We start from the raw sequence: 26,751 nt of genomic DNA, 5'->3' as shown, positions 1-26,751 counted from the left end.
GGCGTACGCGCCGGCCATCCGTCTTGCAAGCCGAGTCCGGCAACGTCGGCGGCAGCGTTCTGCCACGATTGCCAGAGCAACACAATGAGGAGTGTGTGCCATGCGTGTGTCTGACATCCTGAAAGTGAAGGGCAACACCCTTTTCACCGTGACCCCGGAGACGTCGCTGGCAGATGCCGTCGACACGATGGCGGAGCATGACATCGGTTCGCTCGTCGTGATGGAGTACGGCGATCTCGTGGGCATGCTCACGTTCCGCGAGATCATCAACACGATCAGCAAGAACGGCGGCACGGTCGGCGGTTCCACGATTCGCAAGATCATGGACGACCATCCGCTGACCTGCACGCCCGAGACGGACGTCAACGAAGTGCGTCGCATGATGCTCGAGCGCCACGCGCGCTATCTGCCGGTCATGGAAAGCCGCACGCTCATGGGCGTGATTTCCTTCTACGATGTGGCCCGCGCGGTCGTCGAAGAGCAATCCTTCGAGAACCGTATGCTCAAGGCCTATATTCGCGACTGGCCGGCCGAGGAAGCGGAAAACGCAAAGTGAGTGAGGCCAGTCAGCGCGAGGCTCGCGGCGACGGCCACCAATCACGACTGCTGAAGGAACGCCGTTTCGCGCCGTTCTTCTGGACGCAGTTCCTCGGCGCGATGAACGACAACGTGTTCAAGATCGCGTTCACGTCGCTCGTCACGTACCACGCATCGCTTTTTCAGGACGTCGACGGCAAGACTGCGGCGTTCCTGATCTCGGCCATTTTCATCGCGCCATTTCTCCTGTTCTCCGCGACCAGCGGACAGATTGCCGACAAGTGGGACAAGGCTCGGCTGATCCGCTTCGTCAAGACGCTGGAGATTGCCATCATGGTCGTGGGCGCTGCCGGGTTCGTCTGGACGAGCGCGCCGTTGCTGTACGTCTGCACGTTCCTGATGGGCTTGCACTCGACGCTGTTCGGGCCGGTGAAGTATGCGTATCTCCCACAGCACCTCGCCAATCATGAGCTGGTTGGTGGCAACGGGCTCGTTGAAATGGGCACGTTCGTGGCGATTCTCGTCGGCACGATTATCGGCGGCGAGTTAGCGGGAGCGGGCGCAGGCGCACTGCCGTGGATCGGCGGCGTATGTATCGGTCTGGCGGTGCTAGGGCGTCTGGTCTCCACCTGGGTGCCGCAAACCGCTGCCGCGCAACCGGACCTGCGCATCAACTGGAATCCGTTCACCGAGACGTGGCGAAATCTGCGCATCGCGCGCAACGACCGCGCGGTGTTTCAGAGCCTGCTCGGCATTTCGTGGTTGTGGTTTCTCGGCGCCACGTTCCTTGCATCGTTCTTCAATTTCTCGCGCGACGTGCTGGGGGCGAACCCCGACGTCGTGACATTGCTGCTGGCCATGTTCTCCGTCGGCATCGGCATGGGATCGCTGCTCTGCGAGCGGCTCTCGGGTGGCAAGGTGGAAATTGGGCTGGTGCCGTTCGGGTCCATCGGCATGACGGTATTCGCCGTCGATCTGTACTTCGCGAGCCGGGGCGGCGCGCCCGGTGGAGCGTTGCTGACGGTCGGGCAGTTCGTTTCGCAACCCGCGCATTGGCGCATCCTCGCCGATCTGTTCCTGCTGGCGATGTTCGGCGGCTTCTACAGCGTGCCGTTGTATGCCCTGATTCAAAGCCGGAGTGCGCCTTCGCATCGCGCGCGCATCATTGCGGCGAACAATATTCTGAACGCGCTATTCATGGTCGTCTCTGCGCTGATGGCCATGATGCTCACGAAAGCCGGGCTGACCATCGATCAGCTGTATCTCGTGACCGGCATTCTCAACGCGCTCGTGGCCATCTATCTCTATACGTTGCTCCCCGAGTTCCTGATTCGCTTCGTGATGTGGTTAATGCTTCACACGATTTATCGGATCGAGGTGAAAGGTGCGGATCAGATTCCGGACGAAGGGCCTTGCGTGCTGGTGTGCAATCACGTGAGCTTTGCCGATGCGGTGGTGATCGGTGCGTCGATCCGTCGCCCGGTGCGTTTCGTGATGGACCATCGGATTTTCCAGATTCCCGTGCTGTCCTGGTTCTTCCGGACGGTGGGTGCCATTCCGATTGCACCGGCACATGAAGACGCAGCGGGTCTGGAGCGGGCCTATGCGCAGATTGCCAAAGCGCTCGACGCGGGGGATGTGGTTTGCATCTTCCCGGAGGGCAAGCTTACGGCGTCGGGCGACCTGCAAGTGTTTCGGCAGGGCGTGCAACGCATCATCGAGCGTTCGCCTGTGCCGGTAGTGCCGATGGCGCTGCGTGGGCTGTGGGGCAGTTTTTTCTCGCGGCATGGCGGGGCAGCGATGACGCGCCCGTTCAAGCGAGGCATTCTGAACCGGCTGGAGCTGGTGATCGGCGAGCCGGTCGCGCCGGCGCAGGCGACGCCCGAATCGTTGCGCGACAAGGTACTCAAGCTTCGCGGCCCCTGGCCGGTATAATAGGCAATTCCCGTCACACCCCAATCTGATCCCCGTATGTCTGGCAATACGCTTGGAACCTTGTTTACCGTTACCACTTTCGGCGAATCGCATGGCCCGGCCATCGGCTGTGTGATCGATGGATGTCCGCCGGGAATGGCGCTGACGGAAGCCGACATTCAGGTGGAACTGGATCGCCGCCGCCCGGGTACGTCGCGTCACGTCACGCAGCGTAACGAGCCGGATGCCGTCGAGATTCTCTCTGGCGTATTCGAAGGTGTGACGACGGGCACGCCCATCGCCTTGCTCATTCGCAATACCGATCAGCGCAGCAAGGACTACGGCAACATCGTGCAGACGTTCCGTCCCGGACACGCCGATTACACCTATCTGCAGAAATACGGCGTTCGCGACTATCGCGGGGGCGGACGTTCGTCGGCGCGTTTGACGGCACCGGTCGTGGCAGCAGGTGCGGTGGCGAAGAAGTGGTTGGCGGAGCGCTTTGGCGTGCAGGTACGCGGCTGTATGACGCAGCTCGGCGATATCGAAATTCCTCAGACCGATTGGTCGCAAGTGCCTCAGAACCCGTTTTTTGCCGCCAACGCGGAGGTTGTCCCGCAGTTGGAAACGTACATGGACGATCTGCGTAAGGCCGGCGATTCGGTCGGTGCGAAGTTGCGTGTGATCGCGACGGGTGTACCGGTCGGTCTTGGGGAGCCGCTGTTCGATCGTCTGGATGCCGACATCGCGCACGCCATGATGGGATTGAATGCCGTCAAGGGTGTCGAGATCGGCGCGGGCTTCCGCAGCGTGACGCAGAAAGGGTCCGAGCATGGCGACGAGCTGACACCGGAGGGCTTTGTCGGCAACAATGCCGGCGGGATTCTGGGGGGCATTTCGACGGGCCAGGACATCGATGTCTCGATTGCCATCAAGCCGACGTCGAGTATCCGTACGCCGCGTCAGTCGATTGACATCAACGGACAGCCGTCGACGGTAGAGACGTTTGGCCGTCACGATCCGTGCGTCGGCATTCGCGCGACGCCGATTGCCGAGGCATTGCTGGCGCTCGTGTTGATCGACCATGCGTTGCGTCATCGTGCGCAGTGCGGTGATGTTCAGGTGAACACGCCTGTCATCCCGGCACGCGCACCGGATTAAGCGGAGTCAACTGAGTCAGTTGAGTGAGGCGGGGTGAGCCGACCCGCTGAGCCGATAAAAAAACGCCAGACAGTGAGTCTGGCGTTTTTCACTTCTGCGGCCGCATTTTTTCGTTGACGAGATCACTCGCGACATTGTGTGATGGGCTGTTCGCCCTTGGCGGTGTATAGCGTGCCTTCGGGGCCTTTGCTCCACCAGATGAGTGTGCGCCCGACGTGCTTTTCTCCACTCGCTGCGCGTGCCGGCTTGAGCACCTCGCGTTTGCCCATCCAGTACAGCGTGACATCGCCACCGAGGTTGTGATCGTCGTAGACAAGCACGGCGACGTGCTGGTTATCGCACAGATAGCTCACCGTCTTGGCCTGGACGGCGCCGCCGGTCAGTGCGAGGGCGCTTGCCAACGTCGCGCCCGACATCCATACGGAAATTCTCGACATCATGCCTCCTGTGTGGACAAACAAAAACCGCCGGGCGAACCGGCGGCGATACAACGTCACATATTCGGGTAGTTCGGGCCACCGCCGCCTTCCGGCGTGACCCACACGATGTTCTGCGTCGGGTCCTTGATGTCGCACGTCTTGCAGTGCACGCAGTTCTGGGCGTTAATCTGCAAGCGCTCGGAATCGTCGTCGTTCTTCACGAACTCGTACACCCCAGCCGGGCAATAGCGTTGTTCCGGCCCGGCGTACTCACTCAGATTGATACCGACAGGCACGCTCGCGTCCTTGAGCGTCAGGTGAGCCGGTTGGTTCTCTTCGTGATTGGTGTTCGAAATGAACACCGACGACAGACGGTCGAACGTGAGCTTGCCGTCCGGCTTCGGATAGACGATCGGCTGGCATTGTGCGGCCGGCAGCAGGCATTCGTGGTCGGCCTTCTTGCGGTGAATCGTCCAGGGCATCTTGCCGCCGAGCAGCTTTTGCTCGATGCCGGTCATGAGCGTAGCGACCGTCAAACCCTTCTTGAACCACTGCTTGAAGTTGCGCGCCTTGTTCAGTTCTTCGTGCAACCAGGATTGCTCGAACGCCACCGGGTAGGTCGTCAGCTCATCGCGCTGGCGATCTGCCGTGACGGCATCGAACGCGGCATCGGCGGCCATCATGCCGCTCTTGATGGCAGCGTGACTACCCTTGATGCGGCTGACGTTGAGGAAGCCGGCTTCGCAGCCCACCAGCGCACCGCCCTTGAACACCAGCTTCGGCAGCGCCAGCAATCCGCCCGCCGTGATGGCGCGGGCACCGTACGAAATGCGCTTGCCACCTTCGAGGAAATGACGGATCGACGGATGCGTCTTGTAGCGTTGGAACTCTTCGAACGGCGACAGATACGGATTGCTGTAGTCCAGACCGACGATGAAACCGACAGCCACCTGATTATTCGGCAGATGGTAGAGGAACGAACCGCCGTAGGTGCTCGAATTGAGCGGCCAGCCCGCCGTGTGAATCACCAGCCCTTCCTTGTGCTTGGACGGATCGATTTCCCACAATTCCTTGATGCCCAGACCGTACGCCTGCGGGTCGCGACCCTCATCGAGGTTGAACTTGCGCGTCAACTGGCGGCCCAGACTGCCGCGCGCACCTTCCGAGAAGATCGTGTATTTGGCGTGCAGCTCCATGCCCAGCTGGAAGTTCTCGGTGGGCTCGCCGTCCTTGCCGACGCCCATGTTGCCGGTCGCCACGCCCATGACCGCACCGTTTTCGTCGTAAAGCACTTCGGCGGCAGGGAAGCCCGGGAAGATCTCGACGCCCAGCGCTTCGGCCTGCTGGCCGAGCCAGCGCACGACATTGCCCAGGCTGATGACGTAATTACCGTGATTCTGGAAGCAGGCCGGCAGCAACCACGAGGGCGTGGAGGTTGCGCCCGTTTCGCTCAGGAACAGGAAACGGTCTTCGACGACGGGGGTGTCGAGCGGTGCGCCGAGTTCCTTCCAGTTGGGGATGAGTTCGGTCAGGGCTTGCGGATCCATGACCGCGCCAGACAGGATGTGGGCCCCGATTTCCGAGCCTTTTTCCAGGACGCAGACGGAAATTTCCTTGCCCGCTTCCTGTGCGCGTTGCTTCAAACGGATAGCCGTGGACAGGCCGGCCGGACCGCCGCCAACAATGACGACGTCATACTCCATCGACTCCCTCGGGCCGTACTGCTCAAGCAGCTTGGGATCCATTGATGCTCCTGTTATAAACGTTAGAATTCGTGGGTGCGGCCATTTTCCGGGAATGGGGAACACCTCGCAACCGCATATTAATAGTACGGTCGTGCGATTTGGTAGGTAGGAAGCTCTAGCGGCGAGCCGGGTGGCGACGCCGTTGCTCAACGGGTGTCGAGGCACGAGGGAGAAGACGATGGGGCGTTCGCTGAATCTGGAAGGCAAGGTCGCAATGGTCACGGGGGCGTCGAGCGGGCTTGGCATGCAGTTCGCCAAGGTGCTCGCGCAGGCGGGCGCGAAGGTCGTGCTGGCCAGCCGTCGCGTGGAGCGACTCAAGGAATTGCGGGCGGAAATCGAGTCCCAGGGCGGCGCGGCGCACGTTGTGCCGCTCGATGTCACGGACTACGACAGCATCCGTGCCGGCGTGGCGCATGCCGAGACCGAGGCCGGTGCCATCGACATTCTGATCAACAACTCCGGGGTGTCCACCCAGCAAAAGCTGATCGACGTGACACCGCAAGACTTCGATTATGTCGTCGATACGAACACGCGCGGTGCATTCTTCGTGGCGCAGGAAGTGGCCAAGCGCATGATCCGTCGCAGCAAGGGCGATCCGCAACGGCAACATCGGATCATCAATGTGGCCTCGGTTGCCGGACAACGGGCGATTTCCATGCTCGGTGTCTATTGCATGAGCAAGGCAGCGGTGATTCACATGACCCGTTCGATGGCGCTCGAATGGGGGCGTTACAACATCAATGTGAATGCGCTCTGTCCGGGGTATATCGATACCGAAATCAACCACGATCATTGGCAGACCGAAGCCGGCCGCAAACTGATTCAAATGCTGCCGCGCCAGCGCGTTGGCGAACCCGGTGACCTTGATGGGTTAATTCTGCTTCTGGCCTCAGATGATTCCCGTTTTATTAATGGCTCAATCATGACCATCGACGACGGTCTGGCGGTGGGCTGAACGCAACGGCCGTCAGAAGGCCGCCGGGCAACGCCATCGAGGGCGGCCGGCCGATTGCGCAGGCTCGCTGCAATGCGGCAATCGGGGATTGTCCGAGGCAGTCAGCGCACTGACGACGAGCGCATAATTTCCCGGCGCTCCTGAACGCTTATTGACGTTCATTGACGCACAGCGGATCACGAAGGACGTCGCGTTGACGTCGGATCCCGAATCATCTCGAGGACAACATGCGTAATCAAGGCTGGCGGGGGCTCGTCGGAGTCGCGCTTGCCCTCGCCGCAATCGCGCTGCCAGTGGCCGCGCAACCTTACAAGGCCGAATACACGCTGTCGATCGTGCCCGACGGCGGCACACCGTGGGGCAAGGGCACGCAGCTCTGGGCGGACATGGTGCGCGAGCGCACGCAGGGGCGCATCAACATCCGGCTCCACCCCAACGCCACGCTCATGGGCGGCGATCAGACGCGCGAATTCACGGCGCTGCGTCAGGGCGTCATCGACATGGCTGTCGGCTCGACGATCAATTGGTCGTCGGCGATTCCCGAGTTCAACATTTTCTCGCTGCCGTTCCTGCTGCGCGGGTATCGCTCGCTCGACGCGCTCACACAGGGCGAAGTCGGACGTGAGCTCTTCCGTCGCGTGGAGGAGCAGGGGGTCGTGCCGCTGGCGTGGGGGGAGAACGGTTTTCGCCAGGTGACCAATTCGCGTCGCGCGATTCGCTCGCCGGAAGATATGAGAGGACTGCGCTTTCGCGTTGTCGGCTCGCTACTGTTCAACGATATCTTCACGGCGCTCGGTGCAGTGCCCACTCAGATGACGTGGGGCGAGGCCATTCGCGCATTGCGAGCCCGTAAGATCGACGGTCAGGAAAATCCGATCACGATATTCAACAATACGCGGCTCGATACTGTCGGGCAGCGCTATTTGACGGTATGGGATTACGTGGCCGACCCCATCGTCTTCGTCGTCAATCGTCAGGTATGGGATAGCTGGTCGCCGCAGGATCGCGATATCGTGCGCGACGCGGCGGTAGAGGCGGCGCGCTTCGAAGTCACGCTGGCGCGTGAGGATCTGCTCAGCAGCGGGCAGGGGATGTGGGAAAGCCTGGAAGCTCGCGGGGTGAAGGTCACGCGGCTGACCCCCGAGCAGCGCCAGCGCTTTGTCGACGCGACTCGGCCCGTCTACGTGAAGTGGAAGGCGCTGGTCGGGCGCGATCTGGTCGAAAAGGCCGAAGCGGCCGTCAGGGATGAGTCGATCAGCAGCAAGTCGCCATCCGTCGGGACGCGCAAGTAAGACGCAGGCCCGTCGCATTGCCGGATGTCGCGCGGTATATCGGACGCGTTGGACGCTTTCGGTGCTTTCGATGTTTTGGCAGCTTCGGAATCTTCCGATACCAAGCCCTCTCGTCATTCCTAAATGGCGGCGCGTCGAGGTGAATCTCGGCAGTCTGGCACGCGCCACGCCATGCGAAGCGCTACACTTTATCCCCATGACGCCCTGTCAATTCACGGCAGGGCGTCGATTTTCATCATGGGGAATTGCAGTGTCGTCTGAGTACAAAGAAGTCTTTCGTATGAGCATGCCCATTCGCTGGGGCGATATGGACGCCTTCGGGCATGTCAATAACACCGTGTACTTTCGTTACATGGAGCAGGTGCGTATTTCGTGGCTGGAAACGCTGGACATTGCGTCGGAAGAGCGTGATACGGGCGAGGGCCCCGTCATCGTCAATGCCAACATGACGTTCCTGCGTCAATTGCGATACCCCGGCGATATCGAGTGCCGCATGTTCATCGGTGCGCCGGGACGTAGCAGCATCGACACGCGCTTCGAACTGCGCCGCGCCGATACGCCGGACATTCTCGTGGCCGAAGGCGGCGCGAAAATCGTCTGGGTGAATTATCAAGCGGAGAAGTCGGTGCCGTTGCCGGAGGCCGTGCGCACGTTGGTCGCCGAGGGCTGATATTCAGTTGCCGAGCAGGCGTTGAACAAGTTCCGTTGCCGTGCCGGCACCGTATTTCTGCATGAGGCGGGCGCGGTAGATGTCGACGGTTCGCGGGCTGATCTCGAGAATTTTGCCGATCTGCTTGCTCGTTTTGCCTTGCACGAGTTGCGCCGCAATTTCGCGTTCACGGGCCGTTAGCGCGACGGCGACGCGGCGTGTGGCGGAGATGTCTTCGAAGGTCCAGAGCCCGGCGGCGTGCGGATCCTTGACGTCGAGCGAGCGGCCCGTGACATGGCACCAGAACAATTCGCCGTTGGCGCGTCGCATGATGCGTTCGTCCGAATAGACGCCTTGCGTGCTCATGATCGGGGGAATACGTTCGCCGATGCGCTCGAATTCCTTCGGTGATGGGTACAGGACCTGAAAAGACTGGCCGATGAGCGTTTCGTGCGCGTAGCCGAATATCTTGCCGAGCTGGCGGTTGCAGTCCTCGATGATGCGCTGGCGCGAAATGACCAGACCGACGGGGGCGATGTGAAAAGCTGTCTGGTAATCGAACGTCGGCATTGGGGAAGATACGGGTCCGGTCGGGTCTTCCGCGTGGGCGCGGCGTGTGGCGGCCCGGTACGCGGGAAGATATGTAATTTCACGTATTGTGCCCCATTTGCGTGCCACCGTAAGCTCTGAGATTGCATGAGGTGCGCGGTCCGCGGTGTGTGTGGGCTGTCGCAAGCCTCGCAACGCGCGCTTGCGCGGCATAATTTCAATTCTCAACCGAGGGAAAGGGACAAACGATGAACAAGGTATACGCCAGCGCCAAGGAGGCGCTCGCCGGTGTCGTCGCAGACGGGCAAACGCTCGCCGTCGGTGGCTTCGGCCTGTGTGGCATTCCGGAGGCCCTGATCGCCGCATTGCGCGACTCGGGCGTCAAGGGGCTCACCTGTATCAGCAACAATGCGGGCGTCGACGGTTTCGGCCTCGGACTGCTGCTTGAGACGCGTCAGATCAAGAAAATGATCTCGTCGTACGTGGGCGAGAACAAGGAATTCGAGCGTCAGTATCTGGCGGGCGAACTCGAACTTGAATTCACGCCGCAGGGCACGCTGGCTGAAAAGCTGCGCGCCGGCGGTGCTGGTATTCCGGCATTCTTTACGAAGACGGGCGTGGGCACTGTGGTTGCCGAAGGTAAGGACACGCGCGAGTTCGACGGCGAGACGTACGTCATGGAGCGCTCGCTGCGTGCCGATGTGTCGCTGGTCAAGGCCGCCAAGGCCGACCGTGCTGGCAACCTCGTGTTCAATCGCACCGCCCGTAACTTCAATCCGATGGCCGCCATGGCCGGCAAGATCACCATCGTCGAAGTCGAAGAACTGGTCGAAACCGGTTCGATCGATCCGGACGACGTGCATCTGCCGGGGATCTTCGTTCAGCGCGTCGTGCTGAACGCACATCCGGAGAAACGCATCGAACAACGCACGGTACGTGCCAAGTAAGCGCCGAGATCAAGGAGATAACCATGGCATGGAATCGTGATGAAATGGCTGCGCGCGCGGCGCGAGAGCTTGAAGACGGCTTTTACGTGAATCTCGGCATCGGTTTGCCCACGCTGGTGGCGAACCATGTGCCGGACGGTATGGAAGTCTGGCTGCAGTCGGAAAACGGTTTGCTCGGCATCGGTCCGTTCCCGACCGAAGACGAAGTCGACGCCGACATGATCAACGCAGGCAAGCAGACGGTGACGACGCTCCCGGGCTCGTCGATTTTCTCGTCGGCCGATTCGTTCGCGATGATTCGCGGCGGTCACATCAACCTGGCGATTCTCGGTGCGATGCAGGTCAGCGAAAAGGGCGACCTCGCGAACTGGATGATCCCGGGCAAGATGATCAAGGGGATGGGCGGTGCGATGGACCTCGTCGCGGGCGTCGGTCGCGTGGTCGTGCTCATGGAGCACGTGGCCAAGGGCGATGCGCACAAGATCCTCAAGGCCTGCGATCTGCCGCTCACCGGCGTGGGCGTGGTCAATCGCATCATTACCGACCTCGGTGTGATCGACATCACGCCGGATGGCCTCAAGGTCATCGAACTGGCACCGGGCGTGACGAAGGAAGAAATCTCGCAGAAGACCGGGGCACAGCTCGATACGAGCGCTGTCTGAGGTCGAAGCGATTGCCGCCGATGGCCGGGTTGCCGGGCATCAGCGGCATCGGCAGTGCCGGATTGCTGAGGATGACCTGGGCCGTTGAACCCGGTCGTCGATGATGTAGGAAGTTGGACTGTGCAAGGCAAAACGGGCGGAGAATTTCTCCGCCCGTTTTGTTTTGGTGGTCAGCGTTGCTGGCTAGCGCGTGAAATGTCGCTTCAATGTCTTTGTCGCGGCCTTTTTCGCTTCACTGCGCCGTCCAGCCCCCATCCATATTCCACGCTGCGCCGCGGACTTGCGCCGCGGCGTCGCTGCACAGGAAAACGGCGAGCGCCCCGAGTTGCTCGGGCGTGACGAATTCGCCGGAGGGTTGCTTCTCGCCGAGCAGCGAACGCTTGGCTTCATCCCCAGACAGCTTGTCACGGGCGGCGCGGTCGTCCACCTGCTTTTGCACGAGCGGCGTGAGCACGAAGCCCGGACAGATCGCGTTGGCCGTCACGCCGGTCTGCGCATTTTCCAGCGCCGTGACCTTCGTCAGGCCGACGATGCCGTGCTTGGCTGCGACATACGCCGACTTGCCCGCCGAGCCGACGAGCCCATGGACCGACGCAATATTGATGATGCGTCCCCAGTTGCGGGTGCGCATGCCGGGCAAGGCAAGTCGCGTGGTGTGGAAGGCGGACGTCAGATTGATGGCGATGATCGCGTCCCATTTGTCCGTCGGAAAATCCTGAATCTCCGCGACGTGCTGAATGCCTGCGTTGTTGACCAGAATGTCCACGCCGCCGAATTCCGATTCGGCGTACTGCATCATCGCCTCGATCTCGCTTGCGCGACTCATGTCGGCCGCGTGATAGCCGACTTGCGTGCCCGTATGGCCCGCCTTCGCTGCGGCATCGGCGATGGCCTTGCGTGCTGCGTCGGCGTCGCCGAAGCCATTCGTGATGAGGGTGGCGCCTTGTGCCGCGAGTGCTTGTGCCATGCCCAGACCGATGCCGCTGGTCGAGCCGGTCACGAGGGCGATTTTTCCTTTCAGCATTGCATCGTCTCCGTGCGGGAGGAGGGTGGGGGAGGAATACGATGTCGACGAGCGTGGCCCGCGAACTGCGGTTTGATGCGACTCATGAGTGACCTCATTCTAGCTTACGGTTTGCGGCAAGCGCGGTAGAATTCGAGTCTGGAAACCGATCCGATGAGTCTGCCATGCCGAGTCACGCGCCGCGTCTGTCGAACGTTAAGTGTCTGAGTCCGTCCGGGCTGCATCGGATGGCTTATGCCGAGTGGGGCGATCCCGAGAACCCGCGTGTGCTGGTCTGTGTTCACGGGCTCACGCGCAGCGGTCGCGATTTTGACGCGCTGGCGAATGCGCTCGCAAACGACTACCGTGTGGTGTGCCCCGATGTGGTGGGGCGTGGTCAGTCGTCCTGGTTGCTGAACCCCGCGGGTTACGTTGTGCCGCAGTATGTCGCGGACATGGTGACGCTCATCGCCCGTCTCGGCGTCGCGACCGTCGACTGGTTCGGTACGTCGATGGGTGGCCTCATCGGCATGGGGCTCGCGGGTCTGCCGGATACGCCGATTCGTAACCTGTTGCTCAACGACGTGGGGCCGCATATCGATGCGCCAGCCCTTACGCGCATCGGGCAGTATGTTGGTATCCCGAAGCGATTTGCATCCATCGACGAAGGCGCAGATTACATCTGGTCGATCTCGTCGGCGTTCGGGCCGCATACCCGTGAGGAGTGGCTCGCATTGAGCGAGCCGTTGCTCAAGGCGGACGGCGATGGCTATGTGCTGCGTTACGACCCCTCGATCGGGGCGGCATTCTCGGCGGTGACGCCTGAGGCCATCGCGGCGGGAGAGGCCATGCTCTGGGCGTCGCTTGCCGCGTTCCCGGGGCGGACATTGATCGTGCGGGGTGAGCAGTCCGACCTGCTCTCGCGCACGACGCTTGACCAGATGCTGGCGCACGCGCAACACGCGCGCGCCGTCGAAATTCCCGGCGTGGGACACGCGCCGACCTTTGTGCATGCGGATCAGATCGAGATCGCACGCCGCTTTTATGAGGGATATGCCGACTGAGACGCGTCCGTGCGACGTGGCGTGGCGGTAGGTCCAGAGTCAGAAGAACACGAGGAGTCTTACATCATGGCAGTACAACGTTTCTACGTCGAAAAGCGCTGGTCGGACATGGCTGTGCACAATGGCACCGTCTATCTGGCCGGTCAGACCCCCGATGACCGCTCACAGGATATGGCGGGTCAGACACGTCAGGTGCTCGCGCATATCGATCGCCTGCTCGGTGAAGCGAACAGCGACAAGTCGCTCATTCTGTCCTGTCAGATCTTCATCTCGGACATGAAGTATTTCGGTGAAATGAATCAGGTGTGGGACGAGTGGGTGCCGGCAGGCAATGCGCCCCCGCGTGCTACGGTGCAGGCGTTGCTCGCCGACCCTGCCATGCTTGTTGAAATCGTGGTTGTGGCAGCTCAGCGCGAAAGCTGAGTGCACGACCCGCAACATCCGGGGCGCTGGACGCCCCGTGCTCCGACATGAACCAACATCAAGCACCGACATCCACTGAGTCGCGTTCGACGCCGGGTGTGGGTGATGCATCATTGCCCGCCACGCTGGATGACGCACTCGCGTTCGCTGCGACGCTGTGCGGCGAGCACGTCCTCTCGTCCGGCGAACCGATCATGGCGCATGCGCGCGGCATGATCGCGATTCTCGACACGCTGCGCGTGGACGAGGCGACGCACCAGGCGGCGGCGCTCTTTTCGGCCGTCGAATTCCTCCCCGATCCGCAGACGACGTTGACGCAGATGTTCGGTGCAGAAGTCGCCGCGCTCGTGATCGACGTGCGCAAGCTGCAACGGCTCTCGGGCGCTGGCGCGCGTGCCGCGCAGGCGATGCCGATCGATGGTCGTGACCGTGACGCCATCGCGGAGCGTAAGTCGCAAGTCGAAGGGCTGCGCAAGATGCTGCTGGCGTTTGCGCAGGACATTCGCGTTGTGATGATCCGGCTGGCGTCGCGTCTGCAATCGCTGCGCTGGTATGCGGCCGAGAAAAAGGCACCGCCCGAAGATATGCCGCACGAGGTGCTGGAGATCTACGCGCCGCTGGCCAATCGACTCGGTATCTGGCAACTGAAGTGGGAGCTTGAAGACCTCGCGTTCCGTTTCCTGGAGCCGGTCACGTACAAGCAGATCGCCAAGCTGCTCGAAGAGAAGCGCGTCGAGCGTCAGACGTTTATCGAAGGCGCGATCCAGCGGCTTCAGGACGAACTGTCGCGTGCGGGCGTCAAGGCCGAAGTGTCCGGGCGGCCGAAGCACATCTACAGCATCTGGAAGAAGATGCGCGGCAAGGCGGTCGATTTCGCCGAGCTTTACGATGTGCGTGCGTTTCGCGTGATCGTCGACGACATCAAGGATTGCTACACGGTACTCGGTATCGTCCATAACCTGTGGCAGCCGATTCCGAAAGAATTCGACGACTATATTTCGCGTCCGAAGCCGAACGGCTACAAGTCGCTGCATACGGTCGTCATCGGCGACGACGGGCGAGCGTTCGAAGTGCAGATTCGGACCAACGAAATGCACCACTTCGCCGAGTACGGCATTGCGGCGCACTGGCGCTACAAGGAAGCCGGGCAGCGGGGGTACGGCGGTGCGTTTTCGGCGAACGACGCTTACGACGAGAAGATCGCGTGGCTGCGTCAGTTGCTCGCGTGGAAGGATGATGTCGCCGATACCGTCGGAGTTGAGGCTGCCGTGCAGCCGTGGGAGCAGCTCAAGCGCGCGACGATCGACGATCACATCTACGTGCTCACGCCGCAGGCGCGTGTGATTGCGCTGCCGCAAGGGGCGACGCCGGTCGACTTCGCTTATCACCTGCATTCGGAGCTGGGGCACCGGTGCCGCGGTGCGCGTGTCGACGGTGCGATGGTGCCACTCAATACGCCGCTGCATAACGGGCAGACGGTCGAGATTGTTACGGTCAAGCAGGGTGGTCCGTCGCGGGACTGGCTCAATTCGCAGCTCGGGTATTTGCAGAGCCATCGGGCGCGTCAGAAGGTGCGTCAGTGGTTCAATACCATCGACCTCGAAGAAACGATTGCGCACGGTCGCACGATCATCGACAAGACGTTGCAACGCGAGGGCAAGACGTCCGTCAACCTCGAGGAGTTGGCGGCGCGTCTGGGTTTTCGCGCGCCGGACGATCTCTACGCGTCGATTGCGAAAGACGAATTTAGCCTGCGGCACGTCGAACAGGCGCTCTCGGGCAATCTGCCGGGGCCCGAGCCGAAGGACGACGACACGGTCGTCGCCAAAAAGAGTCTCGATACGAGCGTTGCGCAGGGTGCAAAGAGCGGTGTGCTGGTGGTGGGCGTCGGGGCGTTGTTGACGCAATTGGCCAAGTGCTGCCGGCCGGCGCCGCCGGATCCGATTGTGGGGTTCGTCACCCGGGGCAAGGGCGTGTCGATTCACCGTCAGGATTGCAGTAGTTTCCAGTCGATGAAGGCGCGCGCGCCCGAGCGGGTGATTCAGACGGCGTGGTCGTCCGATGTGCTCGAAGGGCGTGGCGTTGCGGCTTATCCGGTCAATATCCAGATCGAGGCGACGGATCGTCAGGGCTTGCTGCGCGACATCTCCGAAGTGTTTTCGCGGGAGAAACTCAATGTGACGGGCGTCAGCACGCAGTCGCGTGGTACGCAGGCGTTCATGCAGTTCACGGTCGAGGTGCGCGACGGCGGGCAGTTGCAGCGTGCCCTGGCGCAGTTGAGTGGTGTGACGGGTGTGGTGTCGTCGCGCAGACGTTGAAAGGGCTGTTGGTGGCGGGATTTGCCGGGGGAATTGCCCGGGGCCCGCCGCAAATATTCCGATGGGGCTCGACGTCGTGACCCCGCGCGAAAGCCTTGATTGATGCGGTTTTTCGTCGGCAGGCACAATAATCGCTTGGCGATGTGCCGAAACCTTGCTAGAATCTCGTTCTCTTGCAGTAGGCTCGTAGCTCAGCTGGTTAGAGCACCACCTTGACATGGTGGGGGTCGTTGGTTCGAGTCCAATCGAGCCTACCAACGAAATTTAATGCATTACAGTCCGCGAAACCCCGCAGACACAGGCGCTGGAAAACACTCATGTTGAAGACTGCCCGAACTTTCACAGTGGTGAAGGTGCGACGTTAAGTCGAGGGTGTTTTTCGTCTGGATGCAAGGAATGAAGAGACGGCCTCGACGACAGTCGAGGCCGTTTTTTTTCGTGGTTTGCCGCGTGGCGTGGGCCGCGCGTGACGTTTTTGCGCATGGGAGTGCGACATGATTTCGGTACGTTTGCCTGACGGTTCGCAACGCCAGTACGAAGCCCCGCTGACGGTGGCGCAAGTCGCCGGTTCGATCGGCACGGGTCTGGCCAAGGCTGCCCTGGCGGGCCGCGTCGACGGCAAGCTGGTCGACACGTCCTATCTGATCGATCGTGACGTGAGCCTCGCCATCGTCACGGACAAGGACGCCGACGGCCTCGACGTCATTCGTCACTCGACGGCGCACTTGCTGGCCTACGCCGTCAAGGAGCTGTTCCCCGAAGCGCAGGTCACGATCGGTCCGGTCATCGAAAACGGCTTCTATTACGATTTCTCCTTCCATCGTGCTTTCACGCCGGAAGATCTCGAAGCCATCGAGAAGAAGATGCACGAGCTCGCCAAGAAAGACGAGCCGGTGACGCGCGAAGTGTTGTCGCGCGACGATGCCGTGCGTCTGTTCCTGTCGATGGGCGAGAAGTACAAGGCCGAAATCATCGAATCGATCCCGGCCACGGACGAAATCGGTCTGTACCGCGAAGGCAAGTTCGTCGATCTGTGCCGTGGTCCGCACGTCCCGTCGACGGGCAAGCTCAAAGTCTTCAAGCTGATGAAGGTGGCCGGCGCCTACTGGCGCGGCGACGCGAAGAACGAACAGCTTCAGCGCATTTACGGCACGGCCTGGACGAAGAAGGAAGACCAGGACGCGTATCTGCACATGCTCGAAGAAGCCGAAAAGCGCGATCACCGCAAGCTCGGCCGCGCGCTCGACTTCTTCCACATGCAAGAGGAAGCGCCGGGCCTCATCTTCTGGCACCCGAAGGGTTGGACGCTCTGGCAGCAGGTCGAGCAATACATGCGCCGCGTCTACCGCAACAACGGCTACCAGGAAGTGAAGGGTCCGCAGATTCTTGACCGCTCGCTGTGGGAAAAGTCCGGGCACTGGGAGAACTACAAGGACAACATGTTCACGACGGAATCGGAGAACCGCGCCTACGCGCTCAAGCCGATGAACTGTCCGGGACACGTCCTGATTTTCAACTCGGCGCTGCACAGCTACCGCGATCTGCCGCTGCGTTATGGCGAATTCGGCCAGTGCCATCGCAATGAGCCGTCGGGTGGTCTGCACGGCCTGATGCGCGTGCGCGGCTTCACGCAGGATGACGGTCACATCTTCTGTACGGAAGACCAGATCCTCGACGAATGCGTGAACTACACGGCGCTTCTGCACGCGGTCTATAAGGATTTCGGCTTTACGGACATGATCTACAAGGTCGCAACGCGCCCTGAGCATCGTGTCGGTTCGGATGAAAATTGGGATAAAGCCGAATTCGCGCTGATGGAATCGCTGCGCCGTTCGGGCTGCGAATTCGTGATCGCTGAAGGCGACGGCGCATTCTACGGTCCGAAGATCGAGTACACGCTCAAGGATGCGCTCGGCCGTCAGTGGCAATGTGGCACGATGCAGGTCGATTTCTCGATGCCGGAGCGCCTGGACGCCGAGTACGTGGCCGAAGACAACAGCCGCAAGCGTCCGGTCATGCTTCACCGCGCAATCCTCGGTTCGCTCGAGCGTTTTATCGGGATTCTGATCGAGCACCATGCTGGTGCATTGCCTGTCTGGCTGGCGCCGGAGCAGGTGATCGTGATGAATGTCTCGGAAAAAACGGCCGATTACGCCCAGGAAGTGACGAAAAAGTTGAAAGAACAAGGGCTTAGGGCTCGGAGCGATTTGCGCAACGAGAAAATTAGCTATAAAATACGCGAGCACTCTCTGCAGAAAGTTCCCTATCTCGTGGTAGTGGGGGACAAGGAGCAGGAGGGGAATACGGTAGCCGTGCGTGCCCGTGGCGGCGTGGATCTGGGTGTGATGCCCGTTGACGCGCTCATCGAACGTCTTGCGCAAGAATGCGCATCGTTCCAATAACGCCTGTCGGACAGCGCGGCTAAATTTTTGACTTTTTTCGAGGATAAGCAACATCGCTACCGATAAGTCGCATCGCATCAACGGCGAGATTACTGCGCCCGAAGTGCGTCTAAATGGCGTCGACAACGAGCCGCTCGGCATTGTGAAACTGGCAGAAGCTTTCCGTCTGTCCGAAGAGGCTGATGTCGATCTGGTGGAAATTGCACCGACCGCGAATCCGCCGGTTTGCCGTCTGATGGACTACGGCAAATTCAAGTATTCGGAACAGAAGAAAGCGCACGAGAACAAGCTGAAGCAGAAGGTTGTTCAGATCAAGGAAGTCAAATTCCGACCTGGCACCGACGACGGTGACTACAACGTCAAGTTGCGCAATCTGAAGCGTTTCCTCGAAGACGGCGATAAGACCAAGATCACGCTGCGTTTCCGCGGTCGTGAGATGGCTCACCAGGAAATCGGCGCTCGTATGCTGGAACGTCTGAAGACCGATCTCGAAGAGTTCGGTCAGGCGGAGCAGATGCCGAAGATGGAAGGCCGTCAGATGATCATGGTCATCGCGCCGAAGAAGAAGTAATGCCGTGGCGGTGTCGAGTGGCACCGCCGGGCAGCAAAGAATTGCCGCCGTCGTTCGTTAAGAGCGCAGCAGCGATGCAGGGCGCAGTCCGGCCCTGAAAATAAGTGGTCTCAGGTTCTAAAAGGGGCGCGATTTTGGCGTCACACCTGTGATCATGTTAAAAACCCTGGAGTTTTTCATGCCTAAGATGAAAACCAAGAGCGGTGCCAAGAAGCGCTTTCGCGTGCGTCCTGGCGGTACCGTCAAGCGTGGTCAGGCCTTCAAGCGTCACATTTTGACGAAGAAGACCACCAAGAATAAGCGTCACCTGCGCGGTGCCGTCGGCGTTCATGAGTCTGATCTGAACTCCGTACGCGCAATGCTGCCCTTCGCTTAAACCCCGACTTAGATAGGAGAGAAACATGCCTCGAGTCAAACGTGGGGTCACCGCACGGGCCCGCCATAAGAAAGTCATCGCAGCAGCCAAGGGTTTCCGCGGCCGCCGCAATAACGTCTTCCGCATCGCTAAGCAAGCGGTCATGCGCGCTGGGCAATACGCCTACCGCGATCGCCGTAACAAGAAGCGCGTGTTCCGCGCCTTGTGGATTGCGCGTATCAATGCAGGTGTGCGTCAGCACGGTATGACCTACAGCGTGTTCATCGCTGGTCTGAAGAAGGCCTCGATCGAACTCGACCGCAAGGTGCTGTCCGACATGGCCATCAACGACAAGCCGGCATTTGCCGCGATTGTCGCTCAGGTGAAAGCCGCCGTCGCAGCCTAAGCTGTAGTTAGCGTATAGCGCGTTTTAATGCGCGCCGTTCGCCAAGAGGGGGCTCTCATCGGAGCCCCCTTTTGTTTTTTGCTTGCCTTTCCGCTTGTTTTCGCTGGTACACGCGGCCATTCCGACCGCCTAACTTGAGTCTGTAGCATATGGATCTGGAACTTATCGTCAGCGAAGCGCAGCGTGCGTTCGCCGCCGCTCCCGACGCCGCCGCGCTGGAAAACGAGAAAGCCCGCTTTCTCGGCAAGACCGGCCAACTGACCGAGTTGCTCAAGGGCCTCGGCAAGCTTGATCCCGAAACGCGCAAGACCGAAGGCGCACGGATCAACGCGGCCAAGCAACAGATCGAAGGCGCCCTGCAGGCGCGCCGCCAGGCCATGGCCGACGCGCTGCTCGATGCGCGCCTGTCCGCCGAGGCTATCGACGTCACGCTGCCCGGGCGAGGCCTGGGGGCTGGCAGTCTGCACCCCGTGCTCACCACCTGGGAGCGCGTTGAACAGATTTTCCGTTCCATCGGGTTCGACGTGGCCGACGGCCCCGAGATCGAAACCGACTGGTTCAACTTCACTGCCCTGAACAGCCCCGAGAACCATCCGGCGCGTTCGATGCAGGACACCTTCTACGTCGAAGGCAATGACGATGCGGGCAAGCCGTTGCTGCTGCGCACGCACACGAGCCCGATGCAGGTGCGCTATGCGCGCATGAACAAGCCGCCGATCAAGGTGATCGCCCCGGGACGTACGTATCGTGTCGACTCCGATGCCACGCACTCGCCGATGTTCCATCAGGTCGAAGGTCTGTGGATCGCCGAAGACATCAGCTTCGCCGACCTGAAGGGCGTGTACACCGACTTCCTGCGCAAGTTCTTCGAACGCGACGACATTCAGGTGCGTTTCCGCCCGTCGTACTTCCCGTTCACGGAACCGTCCGCCGAAATCGACATGCAGTTCGAGACCGGCAAGAACGCCGGCAAGTGGCTGGAGATTTCGGGATCGGGGCAGGTGCACCCGTCGGTGGTCCGTAATATGGGTCTCGACCCCGAGCGCTACATCGGTTTCGCGTTTGGCTCGGGGCTGGAGCGTCTGACCATGCTGCGCTACGGCGTGCAGGATCTGCGTCTGTTCTACGAGAACGATCTGCGCTTCCTGCGCCAATTCATGTAATCGATGCCGTAGCCCCTGGCTGGCGCGCAAAGCTGCTGCCGCCGGGCTTCGGAAGTGAAGACTTAACTGCGAGCGAACTGATCCATGCAATTCTCTGAATCGTGGCTGCGTACCCTGGTCGACCCGGATTTGTCGACGGACGCGTTGGCGCATGCCCTGACGATGTCCGGGCTCGAAGTCGAGGAAACCGATCCCGTCGCCCCGCCGTTTAACGGCGTGGTTGTGGCGAAGGTGCTCGAAGTCGCGCGTCACCCGGATGCCGACCGTCTGAACGTCTGCCAGGTCGATGCCGGCACCGGCGAGACGCTCACCATCGTGTGCGGCGCACCGAACGTGGCACCGGGTATCAAGGTGCCGTGCGCCACCGTCGGTGCGGCCTTGCCGCCGGCTGAAGCGGGCGGTGCACCGTTCCAGATCAAGATCGGCAAGCTGCGAGGCGTGCAAAGCTTCGGCATGCTGTGCTCGGCTCGTGAGCTGAAGCTCTCGGAAGACCACGCCGGTCTGATGATCCTGCCGGAAGATGCACCGGTCGGCATGAACATCCGCGAGTATCTCGATCTCGACGACACGATCTTCGTCGTCAAGCTCACCCCGAACAAGGCGGACTGTCTGTCGCTGCTCGGCGTCGCGCGCGAAGTCGCGGCGATTACCGGCGCACCGCTCAAGGATCTGCCGGGGCAGGGCGCACAGGCGTCGACCATCGCCGACACGCTGCCGGTGCGCATCAGCTCGCCGGACGGTTGCGGACGCTTCGGTGGCCGCATCATCCGCAATGTGAACGCTGCGGCACCGTCGCCGCGCTGGATGGTGGAGCGCCTGGAGCGCGCCGGACAGCGCAGCATCTCGGCACTGGTCGACATCACGAACTATGTGATGCTCGAACTGGGTCAGCCGCTACACGTCTACGATCTGAATCGTCTGCAGGGCGGGATCGACGTGCGCTTCGGCCGCGCGGGCGAGACGCTCAAGCTGCTCAACGAGCAGACGGTCACGCTCGACGAGACGACACTCGCCATCACCGACGCCAGCGGCCCGATCGGTCTCGCCGGCATCATGGGCGGCGATTCGACGAAGGCGGGTCTCGAGACGCAGAACATCTTCCTGGAAGGCGCGTTCTTCTTCCCGCAAGCCATTCAGGGGCGTGCTCGCAAGTACAACTTCACCAGCGATGCGTCGCACCGCTTCGAGCGTGGCGTCGACTTCGCCGGTAACGTGCGCGCGCTTGAGCGTGCTACGCAACTCGTTCTCGACATCTGCGGTGGTCAGGCCGGTCCGCTGGAAGACCAGGTCGCGAAGCTGCCCGAGCGTCAGCCGGTGAAGATGCGTGTGGCACGTGCCGTCAAGATTCTCGGCGTGCCGGTTACCGAGCAGGAAATGAGCGCGATCTTCACGCGTCTCGGCCTGCCGTTCACGTTGACGGATGGTGTGTTCGAAGTCACGCCGCCGTCGTACCGCTTCGATATCGAGATCGAAGAGGATCTGATCGAAGAGATCGCACGTATTTATGGTTTCGACCGCATTCCGGCCAATCCGCCGGTGGCGGCGAGCGAAATGCGTCCGACGCAGGAAGGTCGCCGCTCGCAGCATGCCGTGCGTCACGCGGTCGCCGCCCGTGACTATCACGAGACGGTCGGTTTTAGCTTCGTCGACGTGGAATGGGAAGCCGACTTTGCGGGCAACGACAATCCGATAAAGTTGTTGAACCCGATTGCGAGCCACCTCGCCGTGATGCGCTCGACGCTCATCGGCAGCCTGATCGCGACGGCGCGTTACAACCTGAATCGCAAGGCATCGCGCGTTCGTGTATTCGAAATCGGTCGTACCTATCACCGTGACAACACGGTGGCGTCCGGCGAGCTGAGCGTGGGTGGGTATCGTCAGCCGCTGACGGTCGCGGCGCTCGCTTACGGTCCCGTGCTCGAAGAGCAGTGGGGCGCAGCGGCGCGTCAGGTCGACTTCTTCGACGTGAAGGGCGACCTCGAAGCACTGCTGGCACCGCGCGCGGCGCGTTTTGTGAAGGCCGAGCATCCGGCGTTGCATCCGGGACGCAGTGCTGCGATCGAAGTGGATGGCAAGCGCGTCGGCTTCATCGGTGAGCTGCATCCGCGTTGGCAGCAGAAGTACGATCTGCCGCAGGCACCGGTGCTGTTCGAGATCGAGGCAGAGGCACTGTTCGGTCGTGACGTCGCGAGCTACGAGGACATCTCGAAGTTCCCGCCGGTCACGCGTGACCTTGCATTGGTGGTCGATCAGGCACAGCCGGTACAGGTGCTGCTCGACGCGATGCTGGCTGCGCGTCATGACGATCCGGCATGCAGCGTGGTGCAGTCGGTGCGCCTGTTCGACGAGTTCCGGCCCAAGGCGGGCGCGGCTTCGGGCTCCCTGGGAGCCCAGGACAAAAGCGTGGCGTTTCGTGTTACTCTGCAAGACCCCTCGGGTACGTTGCAGGACGAGACGGTCCAGGGCGCCATTAACGCACTGGTACAACGGGTAGAAGGGTTCGGCGCACGTTTGCGCGCTTAAAGCTCAGTAAAAAAATCCGGGTGCGAGTGGGTTATCGCACTGTCATCGCCATCGCGTGGGACGTATGAACGAAATGAATCCTGGTGAATTTGAAGCCATGCTCGCGGCGCAGCGCATTGCGTTGGGTCGCGGCGAAGTGAACGAGGTCTCGACCGAGGCGCCGACACTGACCAAAGCCGAACTGGCCGAGTTGCTGTTCGAGCATGTGGGCCTGAACAAGCGCGAAGCAAAGGATATGGTCGAAGCGTTCTTCGAGTCGATCCGCGACGCGCTCGAATCGGGCGACAGCGTCAAGCTCTCCGGCTTCGGTAACTTCCAGTTGCGCGACAAGCCGCAACGTCCGGGTCGGAATCCGAAGACGGGCGAAGCGATTCCGATTGCCGCGCGCCGTGTCGTGACTTTCCACGCCAGCCAGAAGCTCAAGACGATGGTCGAGTCCGGCGTACTGAGCAAGTAATTCCCCCGGCCGCCGCATTCTGTGGCGGCCGTTGGTTTTTCGTCCGCAATTTAACCGTCGTCCCATTCCGCTAACGCCGCGATGGATCACGTTGCCTTGCCGCCGATTCCCGCCAAGCGTTACTTCACCATCGGTGAGGTGAGCGAGCTATGTGGTGTCAAACCGCATGTGCTGCGCTATTGGGAGCAAGAGTTCACGCAACTGCGTCCGGTCAAGCGACGCGGCAACCGGCGGTACTACCAACATCACGAAGTCCTGCTGATCCGGCGTATCCGGGAGCTGCTCTATGAGCAGGGCTTCACCATCAACGGTGCACGCAATCGTCTCGAAGCCGACACGCCGCGTGGCGCGCGCGCTTCGGGGGGCGCTGGCGCTCAGGCGGATGCCCAGACCGCCGGCGAGCCGGGCGACGCGGCGCTCGATGTCGGCGATCTGCGCCGCCGTCTCGAATCCGTCATCGATCTGCTGAAGTCCTGAGCGATCTCCGCCGTTCCGCACTCCCGACCTCCCGCTTCACCTCCGTCCGCCCGACTTCGGGATTCTCCTAATACGGCGGTGGCCGAAACTTCCGTAATCCGAGATATGGCACGCTGCAAGGCGGGGGCGCGCTCGTCCGGCCGGATGAACTCCATACATCCCCGGATTGAGACGACGCGGAACGACTTCCGGGGGCGCTGGGATTGTCTTACACTTGCCGGAAACTATGACGCCCGTCAGCGGCGTCCCTGGATCCTCTTGAAAACCGGGCCAACACCGACCTTTTCGCGCGGGGGCGCGAAGGCTGAAAGGATCTCGACCTATGGCGGAACCGAGCATGACGGGAGCGCGACGCGGGCGTTGGGCGACTTCCTATCGCTCTATCGTCGCAATCCTGATTTTCGGTTTTCTGATCCTTGTCCTTCTGTGGACAGCGGTGCTATGGCGCATCTCCATCGAGCACAAAGCCATTCTGCGCGACACGGCGGCGTCCGCCTCGACCGTCGCGACCGCTCTCGAACAACAGACGCTACGTGCGATTCGCCAGGTCGACCAGATCACCCGCTTCGTGAAATACGAGTACGAGCGCCGCCATGGCGACTTCGATCTGAAGCAGACGCTGGCCGAGGGGATTGTCGCCGAGCGCTTCATGGTGCTCGTGAGCGTGACGGACGCCAACGGCATCGTGGTGGCTGCCACGATGCCGGGCGGCGCGGGCGTGAGCATTGCGGATCGCGAGCATTTTCGCGTGCATCTCGACGACGAGAGCGACGGCCTCTACATCAGCCATCCGGTATTCGGCCGTGTGTCTCGCAAGTGGGTGCTCCAGTTCAGCCGCCGCTTGAATCATCCTGACGGCTCCTTCGCAGGTGTCGTGGTGGTCTCGCAGGAGCCAAGCTACTTCACCTCCGACTTCTACACGAATGCCGTGCTCGGGCAGTACGGCCAGATCGCCGTGATTGCCGATGACGGCGCACTGCTTGCGCGTAGCACCGGAGCGAGCGTTGCCATCACCGGCACCGGCGAGTTGCCGCCGTTCACGGCAGAGCAACGGAGCTCCGGCGTGCAGCGCGACCCGATCGACGGTGTCGAGCGCGTCGTCGCGTATCGGCATTTGCGCGACTATCCGTTGGCCGTACAGGTCGGGTTGTCGCTCGACGAGGAATTGTCCGAATATCGTCACGTGGAACGCGTCTATCTGACGATGGCGACGTTTATCTCGGTCGCGCTTGTCGTTTTCTTTGCGCTCATTGCGTATCTGATGCAGCGTCTGATCGGCCGCGATCAGCAGCTCACGCGCCTGATCTCATACGACGCGCTGACCGGCCTGCCTAATCGCTACGCGCTGATGGAGTCGCTGCGTCGGGCATTGTCCGCGCCGGATCAGCTCGGCAAGGTTGCGCTGCTGCATATCGATCTCGACAACTTCAAGAGCGTGAACGACACGCTCGGTCACTCGCAGGGCGACGAAATCATCCGTCAGGTCTCGGAGCGCTTCATTCCGCGCATGCCTGCCGGGGCGATGCTCTCGCGCTTCGCGGGCGACGAGTTCATGGTGTTGCTCGAAGGCGACGGCGCACCCGATCAGGCGGAGCCGCTGGGTGAGACGCTACTGGCTGCGCTCAAGTCGCCGATGGTCGCCGACGGCACCTCGTTCGCGTTGCACGCCAGCATCGGCGTGACGTTCTGGTCGAAGCCGGAAGAAACGGAGGCGGATCTCATCAAGAAAGCGGATCTGGCCATGTATGCCGCGAAGGATGCGGGCAAGAGCGTCGTGCGGGTCTATTCGCAGCAAATGACGCATCAGGCGCACCAGCTTGTCGTGTGGGAGCGTCAGATGGAGCAGGCGCTGGCCAATGGCGAGTTCTTCCTCGCCTATCAGCCGATCATCTCGCTGGGTAACGATTGCGTATGCGGCATGGAAGCGCTGATTCGCTGGCGTCATCCGGAGCGCGGCATTCTCAGCGCGGGTGAGTTCATCCCGCTGGCGGAGACGACCGGGCAGATCGTGGCCATCGGCGAATTCGCGCTCACGCAAGCCTGTCGCCAGCTCGTGGCATGGCGGGGCACGCCGATGGGGGCGCTGCGACTGGCAGTGAATGTCTCGTCCGTGCAATTTTGGCGCGGTGATATCGGCGAACTCGTTGAGCGTCTCGTGAAGGAGTACGCGATCGAGCCTCATCGTCTGGAACTGGAAATCACCGAATCGGTGATGGTGAAGAACCCGGCGCTGGTGGAAATGAAGATCGAGCAGTTCAAACGGGCAGGTTTGCGCATTGCACTGGACGATTTCGGCACGGGGTACTCGTCGTTGTCCTATCTGACGCGCTTCCCCGTCGATACGCTCAAGGTCGACCGATCGTTTGTCGAATCGATTCCCGATTCGTCGCGGTCGTGTCTCATGATTTCGAACATCGTTAATATTGCGCGCTCGCTGGGCATCGATCTGATTGTCGAAGGTGTGGAGAACGAACGCCAGCTCGATTGGCTTCGTCATTTTGTGCCGCTCAGTGCGCAGGGCTATTTGTTTTCCCGGCCGGTGGAAATCGAACAGCTGGATTTGCTAATTGCCCGATTCGGTATTTGCCAATAATGACGAAGTAAATGAGAAACACAAAACGAGCTAGTTAATAGGTTAAATAGCTATGCATAATAAGTCGACGATCGGACGGTTTTCGTACGGCAGGATCGTCGGAGTACTATAGAATCATCGGGTTCTCGCGGTGGTTCCGAAACGCATGAACGGATGGCCGTACGCC

General features: G+C 61.2%; 24 protein-coding genes and 1 tRNA gene. 21 read left to right on the top strand and 4 right to left on the bottom strand.

Features of this window, described 5'->3' with window-relative positions:
* Positions 1–100: 100 nt before the first annotated feature.
* From PAQ31011_RS04550 to aroC, 3 genes are read left to right on the top strand one after another with little or no spacing between them, the layout of a single operon-like run.
* Entirely contained in the window at positions 101–556 is a 456-nt protein-coding gene (locus PAQ31011_RS04550) for a CBS domain-containing protein (protein WP_039397675.1), read from the top strand.
* A complete protein-coding gene (locus PAQ31011_RS04545; protein ID WP_150574652.1) occupies positions 553–2,472 on the top strand; it encodes an MFS transporter in 1,920 nt (639 codons plus the stop codon). Before PAQ31011_RS04550 ends, PAQ31011_RS04545 begins: the two co-directional genes overlap by 4 nt.
* Positions 2,473–2,508: 36 nt before the next feature.
* Entirely contained in the window at positions 2,509–3,612 is a 1,104-nt protein-coding gene (aroC, locus tag PAQ31011_RS04540) for a chorismate synthase (RefSeq protein WP_150574651.1), read from the top strand.
* Positions 3,613–3,734: 122 nt separating this feature from the next.
* Here aroC and PAQ31011_RS04535 read toward each other — a convergent pair whose 3' ends face one another.
* A complete protein-coding gene (locus PAQ31011_RS04535) occupies positions 3,735–4,052 on the bottom strand; it encodes an MliC family protein (RefSeq protein ID WP_150574650.1) in 318 nt (105 codons plus the stop codon).
* 53 nt (positions 4,053–4,105) lie between these two features.
* Positions 4,106–5,776, bottom strand: a complete 1,671-nt coding sequence (locus PAQ31011_RS04530; RefSeq protein WP_150574649.1) for an electron transfer flavoprotein-ubiquinone oxidoreductase — start codon at positions 5,774–5,776, stop codon at positions 4,106–4,108.
* Positions 5,777–5,954: 178 nt separating this feature from the next.
* Here PAQ31011_RS04530 and PAQ31011_RS04525 point away from each other — a divergent pair, with 178 nt between their 5' ends.
* The 3 genes from PAQ31011_RS04525 to PAQ31011_RS04515 all read left to right on the top strand — a co-directional run bounded on the left by PAQ31011_RS04525 (position 5,955) and on the right by PAQ31011_RS04515 (position 8,693).
* Positions 5,955–6,731 (top strand): SDR family oxidoreductase, encoded by a 777-nt coding sequence (locus PAQ31011_RS04525; RefSeq protein ID WP_150574648.1) that lies wholly within the window; start codon positions 5,955–5,957, stop codon positions 6,729–6,731.
* A gap of 227 nt (positions 6,732–6,958) precedes the next feature.
* Positions 6,959–8,023: a DctP family TRAP transporter solute-binding subunit gene (locus PAQ31011_RS04520; protein WP_150574647.1), complete on the top strand. Its 1,065-nt coding sequence runs from the start codon at positions 6,959–6,961 to the stop codon at positions 8,021–8,023.
* Between the two features lie 196 nt (positions 8,024–8,219).
* Positions 8,220–8,693 (top strand): acyl-CoA thioesterase, encoded by a 474-nt coding sequence (locus PAQ31011_RS04515; protein WP_150574646.1) that lies wholly within the window; start codon positions 8,220–8,222, stop codon positions 8,691–8,693.
* Positions 8,694–8,696: 3 nt separating this feature from the next.
* Here the strand turns inward: PAQ31011_RS04515 and PAQ31011_RS04510 are convergent, their stop codons facing one another.
* On the bottom strand, positions 8,697–9,242 hold the full coding sequence (locus tag PAQ31011_RS04510) for a PAS and helix-turn-helix domain-containing protein (RefSeq protein WP_039397689.1): 546 nt from the start codon (positions 9,240–9,242) through the stop codon (positions 8,697–8,699).
* 227 nt (positions 9,243–9,469) lie between these two features.
* Between PAQ31011_RS04510 and PAQ31011_RS04505 the strand changes: the two genes are divergently transcribed.
* Both PAQ31011_RS04505 and PAQ31011_RS04500 read left to right on the top strand, forming a co-directional pair.
* Complete coding sequence (locus tag PAQ31011_RS04505; RefSeq protein WP_150574645.1) at positions 9,470–10,168, top strand: CoA transferase subunit A; 699 nt, start codon at positions 9,470–9,472, stop codon at positions 10,166–10,168.
* A gap of 23 nt (positions 10,169–10,191) precedes the next feature.
* Positions 10,192–10,830 (top strand): CoA transferase subunit B, encoded by a 639-nt coding sequence (locus PAQ31011_RS04500; protein WP_039397694.1) that lies wholly within the window; start codon positions 10,192–10,194, stop codon positions 10,828–10,830.
* A 232-nt stretch (positions 10,831–11,062) separates the two neighbouring features.
* Here PAQ31011_RS04500 and PAQ31011_RS04495 read toward each other — a convergent pair whose 3' ends face one another.
* Positions 11,063–11,854, bottom strand: a complete 792-nt coding sequence (locus tag PAQ31011_RS04495) for a 3-hydroxybutyrate dehydrogenase (protein WP_150574644.1) — start codon at positions 11,852–11,854, stop codon at positions 11,063–11,065.
* 164 nt (positions 11,855–12,018) lie between these two features.
* Here PAQ31011_RS04495 and PAQ31011_RS04490 point away from each other — a divergent pair, with 164 nt between their 5' ends.
* The 13 genes from PAQ31011_RS04490 to PAQ31011_RS04430 all read left to right on the top strand — a co-directional run bounded on the left by PAQ31011_RS04490 (position 12,019) and on the right by PAQ31011_RS04430 (position 26,585).
* Positions 12,019–12,897 carry an alpha/beta fold hydrolase gene (locus PAQ31011_RS04490; RefSeq protein WP_150574643.1) on the top strand — a complete coding sequence of 293 codons (879 nt, stop codon included), beginning with the start codon at positions 12,019–12,021 and terminating at the stop codon, positions 12,895–12,897.
* A 66-nt stretch (positions 12,898–12,963) separates the two neighbouring features.
* The gene (locus tag PAQ31011_RS04485) at positions 12,964–13,320 is read left to right on the top strand and encodes a RidA family protein (protein ID WP_039397700.1); all 357 of its coding nucleotides are present in this window, start codon (positions 12,964–12,966) and stop codon (positions 13,318–13,320) included.
* Between the two features lie 47 nt (positions 13,321–13,367).
* Positions 13,368–15,638 carry a RelA/SpoT family protein gene (locus PAQ31011_RS04480; protein ID WP_150574642.1) on the top strand — a complete coding sequence of 757 codons (2,271 nt, stop codon included), beginning with the start codon at positions 13,368–13,370 and terminating at the stop codon, positions 15,636–15,638.
* A 180-nt stretch (positions 15,639–15,818) separates the two neighbouring features.
* Positions 15,819–15,895: transfer RNA gene (locus PAQ31011_RS04475), tRNA-Val, on the top strand.
* 237 nt (positions 15,896–16,132) lie between these two features.
* Complete coding sequence (gene thrS / locus PAQ31011_RS04470) at positions 16,133–18,040, top strand: threonine--tRNA ligase (protein WP_150574641.1); 1,908 nt, start codon at positions 16,133–16,135, stop codon at positions 18,038–18,040.
* Between the two features lie 52 nt (positions 18,041–18,092).
* Positions 18,093–18,611 (top strand): translation initiation factor IF-3, encoded by a 519-nt coding sequence (infC, locus tag PAQ31011_RS04465; protein WP_425495086.1) that lies wholly within the window; start codon positions 18,093–18,095, stop codon positions 18,609–18,611.
* Positions 18,612–18,789: 178 nt separating this feature from the next.
* On the top strand, positions 18,790–18,987 hold the full coding sequence (gene rpmI, locus PAQ31011_RS04460) for a 50S ribosomal protein L35 (RefSeq protein WP_010806049.1): 198 nt from the start codon (positions 18,790–18,792) through the stop codon (positions 18,985–18,987).
* 25 nt (positions 18,988–19,012) lie between these two features.
* Positions 19,013–19,372 (top strand): 50S ribosomal protein L20, encoded by a 360-nt coding sequence (gene rplT, locus PAQ31011_RS04455; RefSeq protein ID WP_010806048.1) that lies wholly within the window; start codon positions 19,013–19,015, stop codon positions 19,370–19,372.
* 149 nt (positions 19,373–19,521) lie between these two features.
* Positions 19,522–20,535: a phenylalanine--tRNA ligase subunit alpha gene (gene pheS / locus PAQ31011_RS04450; protein ID WP_039397704.1), complete on the top strand. Its 1,014-nt coding sequence runs from the start codon at positions 19,522–19,524 to the stop codon at positions 20,533–20,535.
* Positions 20,536–20,619: 84 nt separating this feature from the next.
* A complete protein-coding gene (gene pheT / locus PAQ31011_RS04445) occupies positions 20,620–23,058 on the top strand; it encodes a phenylalanine--tRNA ligase subunit beta (protein WP_150574639.1) in 2,439 nt (812 codons plus the stop codon).
* A gap of 64 nt (positions 23,059–23,122) precedes the next feature.
* Positions 23,123–23,515: an integration host factor subunit alpha gene (locus tag PAQ31011_RS04440; RefSeq protein WP_039397708.1), complete on the top strand. Its 393-nt coding sequence runs from the start codon at positions 23,123–23,125 to the stop codon at positions 23,513–23,515.
* A gap of 81 nt (positions 23,516–23,596) precedes the next feature.
* Positions 23,597–23,992 (top strand): MerR family transcriptional regulator, encoded by a 396-nt coding sequence (locus PAQ31011_RS04435; protein ID WP_150574638.1) that lies wholly within the window; start codon positions 23,597–23,599, stop codon positions 23,990–23,992.
* A gap of 322 nt (positions 23,993–24,314) precedes the next feature.
* Positions 24,315–26,585 (top strand): bifunctional diguanylate cyclase/phosphodiesterase, encoded by a 2,271-nt coding sequence (locus PAQ31011_RS04430; protein WP_246179334.1) that lies wholly within the window; start codon positions 24,315–24,317, stop codon positions 26,583–26,585.
* The last annotated feature ends 166 nt before the right edge of the window (positions 26,586–26,751 follow it).

The organism is Pandoraea aquatica, assembly GCF_902459565.1.
GTDB lineage: Bacteria > Pseudomonadota > Gammaproteobacteria > Burkholderiales > Burkholderiaceae > Pandoraea > Pandoraea aquatica.
This window is presented reverse-complemented; position numbering and strand designations above follow the sequence as displayed.